This is a genomic window from Ruminococcus bovis (assembly GCF_005601135.1).
GTDB classification, from domain to species: domain Bacteria; phylum Bacillota; class Clostridia; order Oscillospirales; family Acutalibacteraceae; genus Ruminococcoides; species Ruminococcoides bovis.
The window spans coordinates 969,736-990,392 of the sequence record NZ_CP039381.1 but is presented as its reverse complement, the minus strand read 5'-3'; the positions used below and the strand labels follow the sequence as shown (position 1 = coordinate 990,392).

General features: G+C 36.6%; 10 protein-coding genes. 8 read left to right on the top strand and 2 right to left on the bottom strand.

Features of this window, described 5'->3' with window-relative positions:
• The first annotated feature begins 11 nt into the window (after positions 1-11).
• The 4 genes from aspS (at position 12) to E5Z56_RS04625 (ending at position 9,126) form a co-directional block, all read left to right on the top strand.
• Complete coding sequence (gene aspS, locus E5Z56_RS04640; RefSeq protein WP_138156746.1) at positions 12-1,787, top strand: aspartate--tRNA ligase; 1,776 nt, start codon at positions 12-14, stop codon at positions 1,785-1,787.
• Between the two features lie 151 nt (positions 1,788-1,938).
• Positions 1,939-3,225: an Ig-like domain-containing protein gene (locus tag E5Z56_RS04635; RefSeq protein ID WP_138156745.1), complete on the top strand. Its 1,287-nt coding sequence runs from the start codon at positions 1,939-1,941 to the stop codon at positions 3,223-3,225.
• 93 nt (positions 3,226-3,318) lie between these two features.
• Positions 3,319-8,046 (top strand): Ig-like domain-containing protein, encoded by a 4,728-nt coding sequence (locus E5Z56_RS04630; RefSeq protein ID WP_138156744.1) that lies wholly within the window; start codon positions 3,319-3,321, stop codon positions 8,044-8,046.
• Between the two features lie 198 nt (positions 8,047-8,244).
• Entirely contained in the window at positions 8,245-9,126 is an 882-nt protein-coding gene (locus E5Z56_RS04625; protein ID WP_138156743.1) for a tetratricopeptide repeat protein, read from the top strand.
• Positions 9,127-9,269: 143 nt separating this feature from the next.
• Here E5Z56_RS04625 and E5Z56_RS04620 read toward each other — a convergent pair whose 3' ends face one another.
• Entirely contained in the window at positions 9,270-13,043 is a 3,774-nt protein-coding gene (locus tag E5Z56_RS04620; RefSeq protein ID WP_138156742.1) for a phosphoribosylformylglycinamidine synthase, read from the bottom strand.
• 339 nt (positions 13,044-13,382) lie between these two features.
• Between E5Z56_RS04620 and asnB the strand changes: the two genes are divergently transcribed.
• Positions 13,383-15,239: an asparagine synthase (glutamine-hydrolyzing) gene (gene asnB / locus E5Z56_RS04615; RefSeq protein WP_138156741.1), complete on the top strand. Its 1,857-nt coding sequence runs from the start codon at positions 13,383-13,385 to the stop codon at positions 15,237-15,239.
• Here asnB and E5Z56_RS04610 read toward each other — a convergent pair.
• Positions 15,236-16,123, bottom strand: a complete 888-nt coding sequence (locus tag E5Z56_RS04610; RefSeq protein ID WP_138156740.1) for a M14 family zinc carboxypeptidase — start codon at positions 16,121-16,123, stop codon at positions 15,236-15,238. The two genes, asnB and E5Z56_RS04610, sit on opposite strands and share 4 nt — an antisense overlap.
• Positions 16,124-16,192: 69 nt before the next feature.
• On the opposite strand from E5Z56_RS04610, the gene E5Z56_RS04605 reads away from it, so the two are divergent.
• The 3 genes from E5Z56_RS04605 to E5Z56_RS04595 all read left to right on the top strand — a co-directional run bounded on the left by E5Z56_RS04605 (position 16,193) and on the right by E5Z56_RS04595 (position 20,245).
• On the top strand, positions 16,193-16,690 hold the full coding sequence (locus E5Z56_RS04605) for an NUDIX domain-containing protein (RefSeq protein ID WP_232842481.1): 498 nt from the start codon (positions 16,193-16,195) through the stop codon (positions 16,688-16,690).
• A 35-nt stretch (positions 16,691-16,725) separates the two neighbouring features.
• A complete protein-coding gene (ribF, locus tag E5Z56_RS04600; protein WP_138156739.1) occupies positions 16,726-17,637 on the top strand; it encodes a riboflavin biosynthesis protein RibF in 912 nt (303 codons plus the stop codon).
• A gap of 397 nt (positions 17,638-18,034) precedes the next feature.
• The gene (locus E5Z56_RS04595; protein WP_138156738.1) at positions 18,035-20,245 is read left to right on the top strand and encodes an Ig-like domain-containing protein; all 2,211 of its coding nucleotides are present in this window, start codon (positions 18,035-18,037) and stop codon (positions 20,243-20,245) included.
• Positions 20,246-20,657: the final 412 nt, after the last annotated feature.

Below are 20,657 nucleotides of genomic sequence, written 5' to 3'. Positions count from 1 at the left end.
AGGAGAAAATTATGGCAGAATATATGGGAGAACTTCGCCGTACCCATTATTGTGGCGATTTAAGAGAATGCAATGTAGGTGAAACAGTTGTTGTTTGTGGCTGGGTTGCAAAACAGAGAGATTTAGGACAGTTAATTTTCATTGACTTGCGTGACAGAACAGGTGTTGTTCAGTTAGCTTTTAATGAAAGTACAGAAAAAGAAATTTTTGACAAGGCTTTTTCTGCCAGAGCAGAATTTGTACTTTGTGCAAAAGGTGTAGTTCAGGAAAGAAGTTCTAAGAACCCTGACATAAAAACAGGTGATATTGAAGTTCTTGTTGAGGACTTGAGAGTTCTTTCAAAGGCTCAGACACCACCTTTTGAAATTGTTGATGACTGTAAGACAAGTGAAGATGTTAGACTAAAGTATCGTTACCTTGATTTAAGAAGAAAACCTTTACAAGATAACATTATTATGCGTTCCAAGATTGCAAAGGTTGCTCGTGACTATTTCTATGAAAACGGCTTTATTGAAATTGAAACACCAATGTTAATTAAGTCAACTCCTGAAGGTGCAAGAGATTACCTTGTTCCATCAAGAGTACATAAGGGTAGCTTCTATGCCCTACCTCAGTCACCACAGATTTATAAGCAGTTACTAATGCTTTCCGGTTTTGACAGATATATTCAACTTGCAAGATGCTTCAGAGATGAAGACTTAAGAGCTGACAGACAACCGGAATTTACACAGATTGATATGGAACTTTCATTTGCTTCTATGGAAGAAATTATGGAAATCAATGAAGGTTTATTTAAGAGATTGTTCAAGGATATTCTTGGCAAGAATTTGGAAACACCATTTGAAAAGATGACATATGCCGATGCTATGAACCGTTACGGTTCTGACAAGCCTGATGTTCGTTTCGGTATGGAAATTTGTGATGTTTCCGATGTTGTTAAGGATTGTGGTTTCGGAGTATTCTCCGGTGCAGTTAAGAACGGTGGTAGTGTTCGTTGTATCGTAGCAAAGAACTCTGCATCTGTATTAACAAGAAAAGAAGTAGATAAATTAACTGAATATGTTAAGGGTATCGGTGCTAAGGGTCTTGCATTTATCCGTTGGGTAGATGATGAACCATCTTGTGGCTTTAAGAAATTCTTAACAGATGAAGAATTTAATAGTATTATTAGCACTTGTGGTGCAGAAAAAGGTGATGTTGTACTATTTGTTGCAGATAAGAATTCTGTAGTACTTCCAACTTTAGGTGCATTAAGATTAAAAGTTGCTAAAAAACTGGATATTATTCCGGATGTATTTAAGTTTGTTTGGATTGTTGACTTCCCATTCTTTGAATTTGACGAAGAAAGTGGTGAATGGGTTGCAATGCACCATCCATTTACAATGCCTAAGGAAGAATGTTTGCAGTATCTTGATACTGATAAGGGCAAGGTTGTTGCTAAGGCTTATGACCTTACACTTAACGGTACAGAACTTTCATCAGGTTCAATCAGAATTACCGATTATGAACTTCAGCAAAAAATGTTTAAGGCACTAAAGCTTACTGATGAAGAAATTGAAGCTAAATTTGGTTTCTTAGTAGAAGCATATAAGTATGGTGCTCCACCACATGGTGGTATGGGTATCGGCCTTGACAGAATTGCAATGTTACTTTCCGGTGCTGAAAGCCTAAGAGATGTTACTGCATTCCCTAAGGTACAAAATGCCTCAGAACTAATGAGCCAAAGTCCTGCTCCGGTTGATCAGGAAAGTCTTGATGTTCTAGGTATTGAAGTGGTTTCGGAATAATACACAAAACCGATAATAGTTAGTTAGTAGTGCAAAACTACTAATCGTACATAAAAATTTAACATTTTTTGTTGCTTTTAATATAGATTTTTATGGGCGAATATTATATAATAATAGTACTGAGAAATTTAATTTTAGGATGTGAATTTTTATGAAAAAGTCAGTATCTTTGCTACTAACAGTTTTAATGGCAATGTCTATTATCACTGTAGCAGCAACATCAGTTTCAGCAGCTGAAACTGCAAAGGTAAATAATCAAAACTGCTATGTTGGACAGAAAGTAGTTTATACTTACTTCCTACAAGCTCCGGGTAAGGCAGAAGACTTCCAAGGTCATCTGGAATATACAGATGGTCTAAAGTTAGAAAAGGTTGAACTTTCTGATGTTACCGGTGTAATGGCAGACGGTCAAAAGGGTGTTATGGTTAACACAGCAATTAGTAACAATGTTTACTACAGTGGTGTTAACATCAACGAAGGTTATGACTACACTACTAAGTCAGCTTTCATCACAGCAGAATTTTCAATTGAAAAGTCAGGTGACCAGACAGTAGCTAATAAGCTAGAAATTCTTTCAGGTTCAAATGGCACACAGTATGTTGAAGATTACAAGGCAATTGAAGGTGTTCAGTCTTCAGAAGAAACAACTGTACAGGCTGTTGACGCTGAAAGCGTTAAGCTTGATGTAACTGCAAAGACAGTTTACACAGGTTCTAAGTTTACTCTAAAGGCTACAGTAACTCCTGAACTTGCTGCTGCAACTAATGATGTAGAATGGTCTTCATCAAATGAAACAATTGCAACAGTTGACAACGGTGTTGTAACAGCTAAGAAAGCCGGTTCAGCAGTTATCACTGCAAAGGTTGGTGCAGTTTCTGCAACATGTAAGGTTACAGTTAGACAGCATGTAACAAGTGTTAAGCTAAATGCAACAAGCAAAACTCTTTACAATGGTAAGGCAACAACTCTAAAGGCAACTGTTTATCCATCAAATGCTTCTGTTAAGACAGTAACATGGAAAACATCAAATAGCAAAGTTGCTACAGTAAATGCAAAGGGTGTTGTAACAGCTAAGAAGCCTGGTTATGCTTACATTACAGTAACAACTAAGGATTCTAACAAGACTGCAAGATGCAAGATTACTGTTAAGGCTCAGAAGGCTACAAAGGTAACAGTAAATGTTAAGAAGTCAGTTTCTCTACAGAAGAAGGGTAAATCAGTAAATATTAAAGCAACAGTTACTCCTTCAAATACATATAACAAGACAATCACTGTTTCAAACTCAAACAAGAAAGCTGTTAAGATTTCAGCAACAAAGATTACTTCAGGCAAGACAGTTAAGGTAACTGCTCTTAAGAAGGGTTCTTCAAACATTAAGTTTACTGCTGCTGACGGTTCAAGAAAGTCAACTACAGTAAAGGTAACAGTTAAGAAGTAAAAATCTTAAATTAATAAGCTATCGGCACCTCCGGAGAAATTCGGAGGTTGCCGTTTAGAAAAAAGAACAATAAAAAGAAAGGAAAAGACGCCAATGAAAAAAATACTTTCAGTAGTGCTATCTGTTGTAATCTTGATGTCTATGATGGTTACAGGTTTCACCGTAGGTGCAGCTTCAACAGATAAAGCAACTATCAATGGCAAAGAAGTTTCTGTTGGTTCAAAAGTAACTTACAAGATTGACCTAAAGACTGCTTCAAAGATTGAATCAGTTCAGGGTGTTGTAAACTTTGATTCAGCTATTCTAAAGCTAGATTCATTTACTATGCCAAACACAACTTCTAATTATCTAACAAACACTAATATTGCAGGTGAAGTTCACTATTCTGCATATAGTGTTGACGGTGATTTTGATTTTTCTTCACAGAAAAATTATATCACTGCAGAATTCACAGTTATTAAGGCTGGTACATCTTCAATTACTCATAACTATGAAGTTCTTGATGATGCTAACTCAAAAACATTACTAGACAGTAATAATAAGCCTAATAGCAGTGTACAGGAAACAACAACTACAACAGTAGGTGAAGTAGTACCTTCCGATACTGCTATCATCAACGGTGTTAAGTGTAAAGTTGGTTCAACTGTTACATTTAATGTATGGCTAAAAGCTCCTAGAACTGCAGAAGATTATCAGGGTAGAGTTTTCTATACTAATGACCTTCTAGAACCAAAGTCAGCTACTTTCAAGACTAATGGTGCTTCTGCTTTCTATAACTTACATGATGTAGTTTCTTTCCCAGATAAAGATGTTATTTCTTACGACTGGGCAGACTTCCAGCATCCTGTAGATTTTACAACAGAAGATAAGCTTGTATCAGTAGTATTTGATGTTACTGCATCAGGTACAGGTACAATTGAAAGCTATATTGAATGTTTAGATGATGTAGATGACAATATTATGATTGATTACGGTAATATTGTACTTGACGGTGTTACTGTAAGAACAGAAGTTGTTCCATCAGAAGTTCCACCTGAACCTACAACAACATCTTCAACAACTGCAACAACAGCTCCTCAGCCAACAAAGACTACTTTCAATGGTAAAGAAGTAAATGTTGGTGACGAAGTTACTGTTACATATATGATTCAGGCTGATAAGCTATGTGAAGATTTCCAGGGTTACTTTAACTATGGTAACAAAACAGTTGGCGACACATCAGGTATTGAACTTACAAATTTTGAACTAAAGAATATGCCTGGTACAATGGTAAATACAGATCCTGACGGTCAGGTTGTATTTACAGGTTCATCATTTGCCGATCCATATGATTTCAGAACAAAGACTCAGTTTGCAACAGCTACATTTAAGGTAACTAAGGCTAATTGTGCATATTTTGCTGAAGCAGAAATGTATATCCTAAGTGCAGTAGATGGTACTGATTATGTAAACCAGGGTGTTGTTAAGAATCCATTTACATGGGAAGGTTCAACATCAACAGAACCTACAACTACATCAAGCACAACAAAGCCATCAGGTGACTATGCTATCATCAATGGTGTTAAGTGCAAGGTTGGTTCAACAATCACATATAACCTATATGCAAAGACTCCTTATGAAGTTGGCGACTATCAGGGTTATGTTCTATATTCAAATGACCTACTAAAGGCAACAGACTTATATGTTAAGCAGACAACAACTTCTGCATTCACTAACCTAGATGATACAGAAGATTATCCTGGTCAGAGTGTTGTAACATTTAACTGGCAGGATTCTATGACAACTCTAGACTTCTCTAAGGAAGACCTATTTGTTTCAGTTAAGTTTAAGGTAACTGCTGCCGGTACAGGTTCTATCGAAGATTACATTGTATGTTTCGATGATAAGGATATGAATTACCTAATCGACTACGGTGTAATTAAAGATCCGGACACATCTCTAAGAGATGAAGTTATTGCAGAAGAAGAACCAACAACTACTTCTTCAACAACTGCAACTACAGCAACAACTGCTACAACTGCAACAACAGCAACTACTGCTCCTCGTCCATCAAAGACAACATTCAATGGTAAGGATGTTAAGGTTGGCGATGAAGTAACAGTTACATACTACATCCAGACAGAAAAACTTTGTGAAGACTTCCAGGGTTATTTCTACTATGGTAACAAGACAACTAGTGATACTACAGGTATCGAACTTAAATCATTCTATATTAGAGAAGATTTACCTGGTCTAATGTGCAACACTGCTCCAAAGGGCAAGATTGTATTTACAGGTGTATCACCTCTAAATCCATATGACTTTAGAACAAAGGGTAAGTTCATTAGTGCTACATTCAAGGTTAATGAAGCAAACTATGACTACTATGCTAACGCTGTATTTGAAGTTCTAAGTGCAGTAGATGGTACTAACTATGTAAACTTTGGTAAGATTGAAAATCCATTCGTATGGGAACAGGAAACATCTGTACCAACCCCTACAACTACATCATCATCAACAACTGCTACAACAACTTCTTCAACAACAGCAACAACAACATCTTCAACAACAAAACCAACAACTTCTACAACTGAAACAAGTACAACAAAGCCTGTTGAAAAGGTAAAGGTTAGATACAACCTAACTAATGTTGTTTCTTCAAACAAGGTTGAAGAAATTGAAAAGAATGATGTTTATACAACAGTACTTTCTCCTGTTAAGGGTTACGAAATTTCTTCAGTAATCCTAGTAGTAAACGGTAGTGTTGTTCCTGTTAATAAGAATGCTGATGGTACATACCTAGTAACTGTACCTGCAACAGGTGACATTACAATTTCTGCTTATGCAAACGAAATCGTAATTCCACCAACAACATCATCAACAACAGAAACAAGCACAAGTGCTACAACTGCTACTTCAGCAACAACAGCAACAAGTGCTACAACTGCTTCAAGCACAACTAAGCCTCCTGTTAAGACATTTAAGGTAACAAACAACCTAACTAATGTTACAACAAACAATAGTGCAACAACTATTGAAGAAGGTAAGGTTTATACTGCACTTCTATCCCCTATGAAGGGTTACGAAATCTCAACAGTAGTTCTAATCGTTAATAACGAAGTTGTTCCTGTAAGTAAGAATGCTGATGGTACATATCTAATCAGTGTACCTGCAACAGGTGATATTACAATTTCTGCTTATGCAAATGTAATTCCACCAGAACCTACAACAACATCTTCATCAACAATAAGTACTACTTCAACAACAAGCACAACAACAGTTCCACCAAGAACTACATTCAAGGTAACAAACAACCTAACTAATGTTGTTACAAATAATAACGCTACAACTGTTAACAAGAACGAAGTTTATACTGCAGTTCTTTCACCTGTTAAGGGTTATGAAATCTCAACAGTAGTTGTAGTTTCAAATGGTGAAATTGTTCCTGTTAATAAGAACACAGATGGCACATATCTAATCAGTGTTGTTGCTTCAGGTGATATTACAATTTCTGCTTATGCAAGTCTAATTCCACCAGAACCTACAACAACATCTTCAACATCAACAACAACTTCTTCAACAACAAGTACAACCGGTACAACTGCTCCAAAGACATATGCAGTTAATGCAATGCTAACTAATGCAGTTTCAACAAATAATGCTAAGACAGTTGAAGAAGGCTCAATGTATAGTGCAATCATTGCACCTGTTGAAGGTTATGAAATGGTAACATTCGTTGCTACAATGAACGGTCAGCAGATTGAACCTGTTAAGAGTGGTAATGCTTATATCATCACTGCTAAGGTAACAGGTGACATCAACATTGTTGCTTATGCTGAAAAGAAGGTTGAACCAACAACTACTTCTTCAACAACTGCAACAACAAGTTCAACAACAGCAACAACATCTTCAACAACTGCTACAACAAGCTCAACAACAGCAACTACTTCTCCGGTTCCAACTTCTGAAACAACTCCAACAACAAAGCCTGGTCAGGTTATCGAAATTAACAAGATGGCACTTGACAAGACTACTGTAACAGTTAAGGAAGGTCAGAAGTTCAACATCGTTGCTAGTATCTGGCCTGGTTACACAACTGAAAAGACAGTTACATGGTCAGTAACTAACTCAAGAGTTGGTGTTGTTTCTCAGACAACTAATACAGTAAACGGTCTATATGACAGTGAAGGTAAGCTATACTGCACAGAAACTGCTACATTTACTGCTAAGGCTAGTGGTCAGACAATCATCAAGGCTGTTTCAAACACAGGTATGGTTGTTAAGTGTGTAGTTAATGTTCAGAAGGTTGCTACTTCAATCTCTGTTAACAAGACAAGTGTTACTCTAAATGCCGGTAAGACAACAACTGTTAAGGCTACTGTAGGTCCTACAAACATCCCATCACAGTATAAGGGTGTAAATTGGACTTCATCTAACAAGAAGATTGCTACAGTTAACTCTAAGGGTGTTATCAAGGCTGTTGCTAAGGGTGTATGTTATGTAACTGCTCAAAGCAAGGATAACACAAGCCTAAGCAAGAAGATTAAGGTAACAGTTAAGCAGCCTGTAACAAGTGTTAAGTTCAACAAGTCATCTGTTAAACTAACAAAGAAGGGTAACTCAGCTACTCTAAAGGCTACTGCTTATCCATCAAATGCTAATGTTAAGAAGCTAACAATTAAGTCTGAAAATACTAAGGTTGTTAAGGTTTCTAAGTCAAGCATCAATTCCGGTGCAACATTCAAGGTAACTGCAGTTAAGAAGGGCACAGCTTATGTTCGTGCAACTGCAACTGACGGTTCTAAGAAGTACGCTAGAATTAAGATTACTGTTCAGAAATAATAGTTTTCTAAATACTACAACCCCCTAGTAATAGGGGGTTGTTTTTTATGCCTATTATATTGTGGAAAACTTTTTAGTTTTCATTAATGAGAAATATGAATAGATAATCAAAATAATAATGATTATATGGTTAATTGAGAGATTTACAAAATTACTTTGCTGATATATAATGTATTTAGAAACTAAAGGAGCATAATTATGGCTTTCAATGAAATTATTATTGATGATAAAATTAAAGAACTTTTGGCTAAAATAGATAGTGGTGATGCTAAGGCTAAAGTCACTTTAGGTGACTATTATAACACTTTAGGTGTACAGTACTTTTCATCAAATGAAGAAGATAATGTGGAAAAATCTATTTATTGCTTTGAAGAAAGCAGTAAGCTAAATGATGAAAATGGTAAGGAAAACCTTGCTATCCTATATAATCAGCTAGGTGTAAATTACTATAATGGCAAGGATAATTATAGTATAGATTATAATAAGGCTGAGGATTACTTCAAGAAGTCACTTGAACTAGGCAATGAAAATGCTAAGAAAAACTTAGGTGTGCTATATAATCAGTACGGTAAGCAGTATGGAACAGGTAATCACGCAAATATTAACCATGAAATGGCCGAAAAATTCTTTGAAATGGCAGTTGAAATGGATAATGATGAGGCAAAATATAACCTTGTAAAGGACTATACCAATTGCTTTTTTAACTTTAGATATGGTGTTAACGGATACTTAAAAGATATTGAAAAAGCAAATCAAATGCTAACTAAGGCGAAAAATACCGACATAAATATGGTTAATAAAATCGCTGAAGAATATTATGAAAAGGCTAAAAATTTAGTAGCAAGTGGTATTGATTACGATAACTACAGAAAGATAAACGGATACCTTAAGAGAGCCTCTAAATTAGGTATGACAGGCATAAACAGTGACCTAATATCTTTCTATAAGTATGTTAGTAATTGCTACAGTAAGGGCAAAAAAGGCTTTACAAAGAACAAGGTTAAGGCTAACTTCTATATGGGTAAAGCCGGTGAACTTGGAGATGCCGATGCAATTAAAAAGTATAAGCCTGAAAAATAATTTTTAATATGTTAGGCAAAATCTTGAAATGCTACTATCTAATTAATAAAGTATATCAATAAAAATTAAAAGAAATAGAAAAATGCGACTATCAATGATAGTCGCATTTTTCTTGTTATATTTTAGGATGTTTAGGAAAAATCTTATTTAAAGTATTTAACACCTGATTCAAAGATTTGCATATCCTTTTCAAATGGAACATTTGCGTAAAGGTTAGCACCCTTTCTTTCACAGTGACCCATCTTACCTAAAACTCTACCGTCAGGAGAAGTGATACCTTCAATAGCACATACAGAACCGTTTAGGTTGAACTGAATGTCCTGACTTGGGTTACCGTTTAGGTCAACATACTGAGTAGCTACCTGACCGTTTTCAATTAACTTCTTAACTGTTTCATCAGTAGCAACAAATCTACCTTCACCGTGAGATACAGGAACTGCAAATACATCACCGGCATTAACACTTGAGAACCAAGGTGACTTTGTACTTGTAACTCTTGTGTATGCCATATGGCTGATATGTCTGCCGATTGTGTTAAATGTTAGAGTTGGGTCATTTTCCTTGATTTCAACGATTTCACCGTTAGGTACAAGACCTAGCTTAATAAGTGCCTGGAAACCGTTACAGATACCAAGTGCAAGACCGTCTCTGTTCTTTAGTAAGTCATTAACTGCTTCGCTGATAACAGGGTTTCTAAATGTTGTAGCGATGAATTTACCTGAACCGTCAGGTTCGTCACCACCTGAGAAACCACCTGGGAACATTAGAATTTGGCTAGACTTAATAGCTTTTTCCATTGCCTCAATAGTTTCTTCAATGTCAGATGGCTTTAGGTTCTTAACAATAAGAACTTCAACATCTGCACCTGCCTTTTCAAAGGCTCTCTTTGTATCAATTTCACAGTTTGTACCTGGGAAACATGGGATGAATACCTTTGGCTTTGCAACCTTGATTGCAGGGCTGTGAGTATTTCTTTCTGTATATAGTGGAGCATCAACAGTGATTTCAGGAACTTCTGCCTTAGTTGGGAATACCTTTTCAAGTGGAGATGTCCAAGCCTCAATTAGGTCCTTAAGTTCTAGGCTTTCACCGTTAACAGTAATTTTACTGCTTTCGTTAGTTGTACCAAGTGTATAGTGAAGAACATCTTCGGAAAGTGTTGCACCATCTTTAAGTTCAAGGATTAGTGAACCTGCCTTTGGAGCAAATAGTTCTTCCATTGTGTATGTATAGTCAGGTTTAAATTCAAAACCTAGCATATTACCGAAACAAGCCTTTGCTACTGAACCGGCACAACCACCTTCTTTAACAACTGATGCAGATAGTACCTGACCATTGTCAAATAAAGCATAAACTGCCTTGTACATTTCAACTAGCTTGTCCCAATCAGGCATTAGAGTTTCTTTGTTCTCAGAAACAGGAACATAGATAACATTTGAACCACTCTTCTTGAATTCAGAAGAAATTGTCTTACTTGCCTTAGTCATTGCTACTGCAAATGAAACAAGTGTTGGTGGAACATCTAAATCTTCAAATGAACCTGACATTGAGTCTTTACCACCGATTGATGGAAGACCTAGCTTAATCTGAGCTTCCATAGCGCCAAGTAGTGCTGCTGCCGGTTTACCCCAACGCTCAGGCTTATCGTGTAGTCTTTCAAAATATTCTTGGAATGTTAGTCTAGCAGTAAGTGGGTTAGCACCGATAGCAAGTAGCTTTGATGTGCTTTCAACTACTGCATAAGCTGAACCATGGAATGGACTCCATCTTGATGTACCCGGAATGTAACCGAATGACATTGCAGATGCGTCATCTGTTTCACCCTTTAGTACAGGAATTTTAGCTGCCATTGCTTCTTGTGGTGTTAACTGTGTCTTACCACCAAATGGCATAATAACTGTTGCTGAACCGATTGATGCGTCAAATCTTTCAGCAAGACCAATCTGTGAACAAACTTCAAGTCTTGATAGGTTGTCCTTAAATGCATCCTTAACACTCTTACCTTCAAGTGCCTTTGGAACATTGTTTCTGTAGCAATCATCAGCATCAGGAACTGTGATGAATGCATCAGCCTCTTGAGTCACACCGTTAGTGTTTAGGAATTCTCTGCTAACATCAACAATTGTGTCACCTCTCCAGTTCATAACCAGTCTAGGTTCTTCTGTAACAACTGCAACTGCTGTAGCTTCTAGATTTTCCTTTAGTGACTCTGCAATAAATTTATCTACATCTTTCTTGTCCAGAACAACTGCCATTCTTTCTTGAGATTCTGAAATAGCAAGTTCTGTTCCGTCAAGACCTTCATATTTCTTTGTAACCTTGTCTAGGTCAATAGTTAGACCGTCAGCAAGTTCGCCGATAGCAACACATACACCACCTGCACCAAAGTCGTTACATCTTTTAATCATCTTAGAAACAACAGGGTTTCTAAATAGTCTTTGGATTTTTCTTTCTGTAGGAGCGTTACCCTTTTGAACTTCTGCACCACAAGTTTCGATAGATTCTTCTGTGTGTGCCTTTGATGAACCGGTTGCACCACCACAACCGTCTCTACCTGTTCTACCACCTAGAAGAACAATAACATCATCAGGAGTAGGAACTTCTCTTACAACATTTTCCTTTGGAGATGCACCGACAACTGCACCGATTTCCATTCTCTTTGCAACATAACCTTGGTCATAAAGTTCTGTTACCTGACCTGTTGCAAGACCGATTTGGTTACCATATGATGAGTAACCCTGAGCAGCACCTGTTGTAATCTTTCTTGATGGTAATTTACCATGCATTGTATCCTTGAAAGGAATTGTTGGGTCACCTGAACCGGTAACACGCATTGCTTGATATACATAAGAACGACCACTTAGTGGGTCACGAATTGCACCACCAAGACAAGTAGCAGCACCACCGAATGGTTCAATTTCTGTTGGGTGGTTGTGAGTTTCATTCTTAAACTGTAGTAGCCAGTTTTCTGTTACACCGTCAATAGTAACAGGAACATTAATGGAACAAGCATTGATTTCTTCACTTTCGTCAAGATCAGGGATTTGACCACGCTTTTTAAGTAGTTTCATACCCATAAGTGCCATATCCATTAGGCTAACATTTCTATTTGTGTCCTTACCGTAAACTTCATCTCTTGCATCATAGTATGCCTGTAGGGCATCTTCGATAGCCTTTGAAAGAGCCTTTTTCTCAATTTCAACCTTATCAAGTCTTGTTAAGAAAGTTGTGTGACGACAATGGTCAGACCAGTATGTGTCAATAACTCTTAGTTCAGTAACAGAAGGATCTCTCTTTTCAGTATCACGGAAGTAATCTCTACACCACTTTAGGTCAGCAAGTGTCATTGCAAAGCCCATTGAGTTGTAGTACTTTTCCATTTCTTCATCGTTCCACTTAATGAAGTCAGTAATTCTAGCAACATTTTCAGGAACTTCAACCGGAATATCAAGTGACTCCGGCTTTTCAAGAGAAGCAACTCTACTTTCAACAGGGTTAATCATATATGACTTGATTTTCTCAAATTCTTCGTCAGTAATGTCCCCTTCAAGTGAAACAACTTTAGCTGAGATAACCTGTGGTCTTTCTCCTGCTGTTAGTAGCTGTACACATTGAGATGCTGAGTCTGCTCTCTGATCATATTGACCGGGTAGATACTCCATAGCAAAGATTTTCCAATCCTTATCAACCGGATATTCTTCATCATAAACAATATCCTGATTTGGCTCAGAAAAAACAGTAACCTTTGCCTTAGCAAATTCTTCATCTGTAAGACCTGCAACATCATAACGGTTAGCAAATCTTAGGTTTGTTAAAGAACGAACACCAAGGTTGTGACGCAAATCCCAAAGAATCTGCTTAGCTTCAACATTGAATCCGTCTTTCTTTTCTACGAATATTCTTTTTACTTGTGACATCCCATTGACCTCCATCTGGATAATAATCAATATACCTTTAATATTTTACCATAAAATCACATTTTTAATTTTCAACTGAGGAATTATAAAAAATATATTGTTGTTTTTATAGTAAATTTTTTGTGAATAAAACTTATCAAATAAATTTGTTATAATATGTAGTAAGTATAGAAAATAATTACATATATAATAGAAACACATAAAAACATTTGCACAAATTATTTTCTTTATTTATTAGAATTATAGTGGTAGTTTTTCCTTGCGAATATGGTTAAACTGTGGTACTATAAATAAGTATAATTATAAGTATATGATTTGTTATTAGAAAGGATGTTGACTATGTGTGGTATTTGTGGCTTTACAGGCCAGATTGTTGACAGAAATGAAACAATTAAAAATATGACAGATGTTATCACTCATCGTGGGCCTGACTCTGACGGTCTTTTCCAGGATGATTATATTTCAATGGGCTTTCGTAGATTGTCTATTATTGACCTAGACGGTGGTACTCAGCCTATTTATAATGAGGACAAGTCCCTTGTTATTACTTTCAACGGTGAAATTTACAACTACAAGATTTTGCGTGAACAGCTAATCAAGGCAGGTCATAAGTTCTATACCGATACAGACTCAGAAGTTCTTATTCATGGTTTTGAAGAATGGGGCGAAGAAATGCTACCAAAACTTCGTGGTATGTTTGGTTTCGCTATTTATAACAAGAATGACGGTTCTCTGTTTATTGCAAGAGATTTCTTTGGCATTAAGCCAATGCACTATACATTGATTGACGGTAACTTAGTTTATGGTTCAGAAATTAAGTCAATCCTACAACATCCTGACTTTAAGAAAGAGTTTAACGAAAAGGCTCTTGACTCTTACTTATCATTCCAGTATGTTGTACCACCTGAAACATTCTTCAAGAATGTTTATTGCCTACTACCGGGTCACTATATGTGGTTTAAGGATGGCAAGATTACAACAACAAGATATTTTGAACCAACATTTGAACCTGATGAAACTTTAACAGAAGAAAAAGCAGTTGATGCAATTGCTGATGTATTTGAAGATTCTATCAAGGCTCATAAGATTGCCGATGTTGAGGTTGGTTGTTTCCTATCAAGTGGTGTTGACTCATCATATGTTTCAACTTACTTTGCTGACCAAAAGACATTTACAGTTGGTTTTGACTTTGGTGAAAAGTATAACGAAATTTCTTGGGCTCAAGAACTTTCAAAAGAAATCGGTGTTGAACACCATACAAAGATTATCGGCAGTGAAGAATTTTGGAGTACAGTTCCAAAGGTTCAGTACTATATGGACCAGCCTTTGGCTGACCCAAGCTGTATTGCACTTTACTTTGTATCTAACCTTGCAAGTCAGTATGTAAAGGTTGTACTTTCAGGTGAAGGTGCTGATGAACTGTTTGGTGGTTATACTTGCTATAATGTTCCTCGTTCACTAAAGCCATATAGCATTGTGCCATTCCCTATTCGTAGAGCAATCGGTAAATTAGCAGAAAAATTCCCTAAGGTTAAGGGTAGAGCATACCTAATGCGTGGTGGTAAGCGTCTTGAAGAAAGATTTATCGGTAATGCATTTATGTATGACAAAAAGCAAAAACAGGCTTTACTTAAAAAGCCTGAAATTGCAACAGACCCACAAAACCTATGTAAGCCTTATTATGACAGAGTTAAGGATTATGACGATATTACAAAGATGCAGTACCTTGATATTAACCTTTGGATGACAGGTGATATTCTTCTAAAGGCTGACAGAATGTCAATGGCAAATTCACTTGAACTTAGAGTTCCTTTCTTAGATAAGGAAGTATTTAATGTTGCAAGAACAATTCCTACACACCTTCGTGTAAATGGTGAGAATACTAAGTATGCAATGCGTAAGGCTGCTCGTAGAAGAATGCCTGAAAAATCTGCTCAAAAGAGAAAGCTGGGCTTCCCTGTACCTACAAGAGTATGGTTAAAGGATGAAAAGTACTATAATGTTGTAAAGAAGGCATTTAAGTCTGCTACAGCAGAAAAGTTCTTTAACACAGATATTCTTGTTAGTTGGCTAGACGGTCACTTCCAAGGTAAGGCTGACAACTCAAGAAAAGTTTGGACAGTTTATGTGTTCCTAGTATGGTACAATATTTACTTTGGTGATGATGACAAAATCAACACACCTAACTTAGACTAAATAATAACTGCCAGGCAAAGGGCTTTTTGAAGAATTTTGTATTCTTCTTCAAGGTCTGAAAGTGGCAGAGGGTTCTCCCCTTTACCTATTTCAAAAGTAAAACCCGGTTTGTTAAATCGGTGAATAAACCAATCTTTAAACCCACCACCATCTGCTATTGATGGTGGTGTGGATAATTTATAATTACAGGTTCTTGCCAGTAGTCTTGCCATTGTTTTGGAGTCTTTTGGTGTTTCATCACCAAATGTATAGTAGATTTCCCTACCTTGACTATGAAAAGCATAGCACCTGCTGAAATTCTGTTTTATACAGTAGTTCATAAGTGAGATTGTTTCCGGCTCTGATGATGGAGTTTTGCCACCATACCTTGTGTTGTGTGGTGCAGAAATTCCTAAGGCAATTTCTCTCTTGTGTATTTCTTCCCAATTTGCCGGAAAGTTGTGGTTAATGTCAACACCTCTTGCATTTGATTGCCATATGCAAGAATGTGGACAAATATAATTAATAAGTGAAGAATATTTATTTGCTGAGGATGAACCAAGTAAGTTAATGTCAGTACCGTCAGGATTGACACAAGGTATTATGGTTACACCTCTCCTATGTAAATATCTTTTCATTTTAATACCGGCAACTTCACTTCCGTCTCTGTATGAACAACCAAGTTGCCACAAAAATTTATACAGTAAATTAATGGTCAGGTATTCACTTCCGTGTACTCCCCCAACCATAATTATTTTTTTGTTTTTGTTACCTATGGTGATTGCCTCAATGTTTCTGTTAACAAGGCTTTTCCCTATGGTTTCTTTTTTTATAAAGGGAAATTCCTTTATTAATCGGTTTTCAAATTCTTCACGATTTTTTGTGTGGGGATAAAAATTAAACATATCATACCTCGGAGATTTTATTATGAAATTAGAAGAAAAAACTATATCATCAAAACAAGTGTTTGATGGTTGTTTATTAAAATATATAAGGATGAAGTTCTCTTGCCTGATGGCAATACTGCTACAAGAGAATACAACAAGCACCATGGTGCAGTTTGTGTTGTACCACTAACCAAAGATAATGAAGTGCTTATGGTAAAGCAATATCGTTATCCATTACGCCAAGTAATGTTAGAAATTCCGGCAGGTAAGCTGGAAAAAGGTGAAACACCTTTGGAAAATTGCAAAAGAGAGTTAAAAGAAGAAACAGGTGCTGATGGCTACAGTTATATGACACTTGGTAGCTATGTTGGACTATGTGCTTATTCCGATGAGATTGTTCATATGTATATGTGCAGAGTTGATGGTTGTGGTGAACAACACCTTGATGATGATGAATTTCTAAATGTGGAAAAAATTCCATTTGATAAAGTTGTGGAAATGGTGCTGAACAATCAAATTATTGATGGCAAAACTCAAGTGGCAATTCTAAAAGCAAAGTACCTACTTGACAGTGGCAAAATTTAATTTATATTAAAGTATATTTGAGAGTTACTATATATATGAAAGAACAAATTAACGAAAATAATTATTCTGCAGTAGCACTTGGCTTTTTTGATGGAATACATCAAGGTCATAGGGCAGTTATCGGAAAAATGCTTAAAGTGGCTAATGAAAAGTCACTGATTCCTATTGTTTATACTTTTCAGAAAAACCCGGCATTGCTATTTGGCAGAAGTGTTGAAATTATTACTCCTAACGAAGAAAGACAACATATCCTAAAAGATATGGGTGTCAGTAAAGTTATTGAGGATGATTTCTTAACAGTAAAGGACTATTCACCAAGAGAATTTGTGGAAAAAATCCTTGTTGAAAAATTAAATGCAAAAGAAGTATTTTGTGGTTTTAACTATCACTTTGGCAAAGGTGGAGTTGCTGACCACAATACACTTAAAGAAATATGCAAAGAGTTTTCTATTAATGTTACAGTAGCAGACCAAGTTATTGTTGATGGTGATACTGTCAGCAGTACAAGAATAAGGAAGCTTATTAAGAATGGTGAAATGGAAGAAGTAAATAAACTTCTTGGTCATAGATTCGGCTATACTTCTGTAATTGAACAAGGCAATCACATAGGTAGGCTTATGGATACACCTACTATTAATCAGAAACTTCCGGATAATATTGCAATTCCTAAGTTTGGTGTTTACACAAGTTTAGTTACTATTAAGGGTAAACAATATGTCGGTGTAACTAATGTTGGGGTTAAACCAACTGTTGGCAACTATAAGCCACTTTCAGAAACTTGGTTGCCTGAATATAACGGTCCTGACCTTTATGGTGAAGTGATTGACACAAGATTACTTTGTTTTCAGCGACCTGAGAAGAAGTTTGACTCTTTAGCTGAACTTGAGAAAACTATTAAAAATGATGGCAAAAATGCGTTAATCAACATTAAAAAGTATATTTGTTGATTATTATAATTTTTTTGATAAACTATACTTTTACAACTGAAAATTAAGCAAATTAAAGTCTTTCCTAGTGTATTTAGGAAAGATTTTTCTTATTTTATATATTTTGAACAAATTGTGAACAAGTCGAAAAGCTAGAGCCAATGGGAGTTAAGGGTTGATTTTGGAAGTTTTATAAAGCTATTTTAACAAATAGGGTTTAAATTTTAACAAATTGTTAATACAATATATCCAAAACATAAAGAATTGATTACAAACTTTATACATATAAAGTTTTTTATCTATTTTCACCAAAGTTATGGTACTAAATTCGTTACTTTGCTAATTGAAAAGTGGGTGAAAAAAAGACTATAATAATTATGCAATTAAATGCGATACTTTAAAAGGAGGTTTTTCAGAAATGAAAACAAAAAGAATTGTTAGCATTATTCTTTCAGTGCTAATGGCTTGTTCAGTATTTGCAGGCCTATCAGTAGCTGCTGATGATGACGCTAACCACACTTACACAGTTGTAGGTGACGCTGCATTCCTAGGTGCTAGCTGGACTCCTAATACTCCAGCTGACGATATGGCACTTCAGGCAGATGGCACTTACAAAATCACTTATACAGGTGTTGCTAAATCAGATCTATACACAGTAAAGGTTGCTCAGGATCATGCTTGGGATGTATCTTTCGGTGCTACTCTAGGCGAAGCAAACCCTGCAAACATTGAATTCTCAGTTCCAGAAGACAACTCAACAGTTGATGTTATCCTAACTCTTCAGGGTACAAGAGATAAAGACGGCGTTACAATTCCTGACGGTTTTGTTAAGGTACTAGTTAACGGTACAGACGCTCCTGGTAAGGTTGTTCCTCCAGAAACAGCTCATTATGTAGCTGGTGAAGCTGGTCTATGTAACGGTGTTGCTTGGAACCAGGCTGACGAAACAAACAAGATGACTAAGAACGAAGATGGTTCTTACGAAATCACAATCAAGAATGTACAGCCTAAGGAAGACGGCACAGCTTACAAGTTCAAGGTAACAACAAACGGTGCTTGGGAACCAGCTTATGGTTATGACGGTCTAATTGTTGCTGGTGGTGCAGACCAGGAACTAGCTGTAACAAAGGCTGACTCAGAAGTTAGAATCGTTCTAACAGCTGATCTAAAGGTTAAGGTTTATGTAAATGGTGAAGATGTTACTCCAGAACCAATTACAACTGAATCAACTCCAGCTCCTACTCAGACAACAAATGATAAGGGCGAAACAAGTGCAGTTACAAGCCACGGTGGTATCTACACAGGTCCTACAACAGGTGGTGCATCAAAGAGATATTTCTTTGCTATGCCTGAAGATTGGTACACATTCAACAATGCTACAGCATGTGCTTACTGGTGGGAAGGTACTGACCAATGTAACGCTCTAGCTACAGAAGAACTAGGCGGTTGGCAGCACTCATACCAGATGAGAGCTACTTCACTAAAGCTTGAAAACGGCGCAAATGTTTATTACATTGATGCTCCGGCAGACGTTACTACACTTATCTTCAACAACGGTATCGATGGTGGTACAAAGGCAGCTGAAGGCGAACAGCCATCAATCAACTGGGGTAAGAACTTCCAGACAGATAACCTAAAGCTAGAAGGTTATGAAGCAGGCGACAGTGCTAGCTATCCAGATGGCGTTACTTCATTCGAAAACATGATCTACGTTGTTGACCCAACTCAGACTAAGGTAAATGATTACTCAGGTGCTACAACATACGGTGGCGAATGGTATTACCTACATGCTGATGGTAAGTATGACACAACAGCTGGTTCAACTTATGAAGTTAAGGATGTAACTGCTGTTATTACTACAAAGACAGTTTCAATCTACCCAGGTAAGACTGCTAAGATTAATGTTAAGTATTCAAACACAACTGCTCAGACAACAAAGACTTGGGCTTCAAGCAACAAAAGTGTTGCAACTGTAGACCAGAACGGTGTTGTTAAGGGTGTTAAGGCTGGTAAGGCTACAATTACTCTAACAGTTCAGAACCCTGGCGATGCTCAGGCTCTAGTTCTAACTAAGGATGTAACAGTTAAGCAGTATGTAACAAGCATCAAGCTAAACGCTTCAACAAAGGCTATCTACAATGGTAAGTCATTTACTCTAAAGGCTACAGTTAACCCTAAGAACGCTGCTTACAAGACAGTAACATTCTCTTCAAACAACACAAGAATTGCTACAGTTAACTCTAAGGGCGTTGTTGTAGGTAAGAAACCTGGTACTGCTTATATCACAGTTAAGGCTAAAGATGGTAGCAACAAGTCAGCTAGATGCAAGGTTATCGTTAAGCAGCAGAAGGCTACAAAGCTAACAATCTCAGCTAAGAAGACAACTACTCTAAAGAAGAAGGGTGCTTCTGTTAAGATTAAGGCTACTCTATATCCATCTAACACATACAACAAGCAGATTAAGGTTACATCTTCTAAGAAGGGTATCGTTAAGCTATCAGCTTCTAAGATTAACTCCGGTAAGACTGTAACAGTTAAGGCTACTAAGAAGGGTTCAACAGTTGTTAAGTTCACAGCTGCTGACGGTTCTAGAAAGTCTGCTCAGACAAAGGTAACAGTTAAAAAGTAATTTTAATTGACTACTTTGTTAATCTACTAACTAATAATTCACCCACCTGTTTTCAGGTGGGTGTTTTTGTTGTGTAAAAAATTTATGTTGTGTAATCAATTTGATATAATAAAAAATTTTGGTTGTTTGTTATAAGCCTGTTGTACAAATTAGTTTTTTAATTTTAATTGTGCTAAGCTGAAAATACTTCAACAAATTTGGGCTTTTCAATTTTGTTTCTGCGTTACGATAAATTAATTTTGCAAATTAGGGTTTGTGGGGATATTTATGTAATATAGGTTAATTAGATAGTAACCGAATATTTCATCTAATTTATAGTTTTATCCCTCCTTCAGTCGATTTATAAAAGGTAAATTGCCGTACCGTCAATTTACAATCGACAGCTTCCTCGTCTGAGGAAGCCAAACACAAT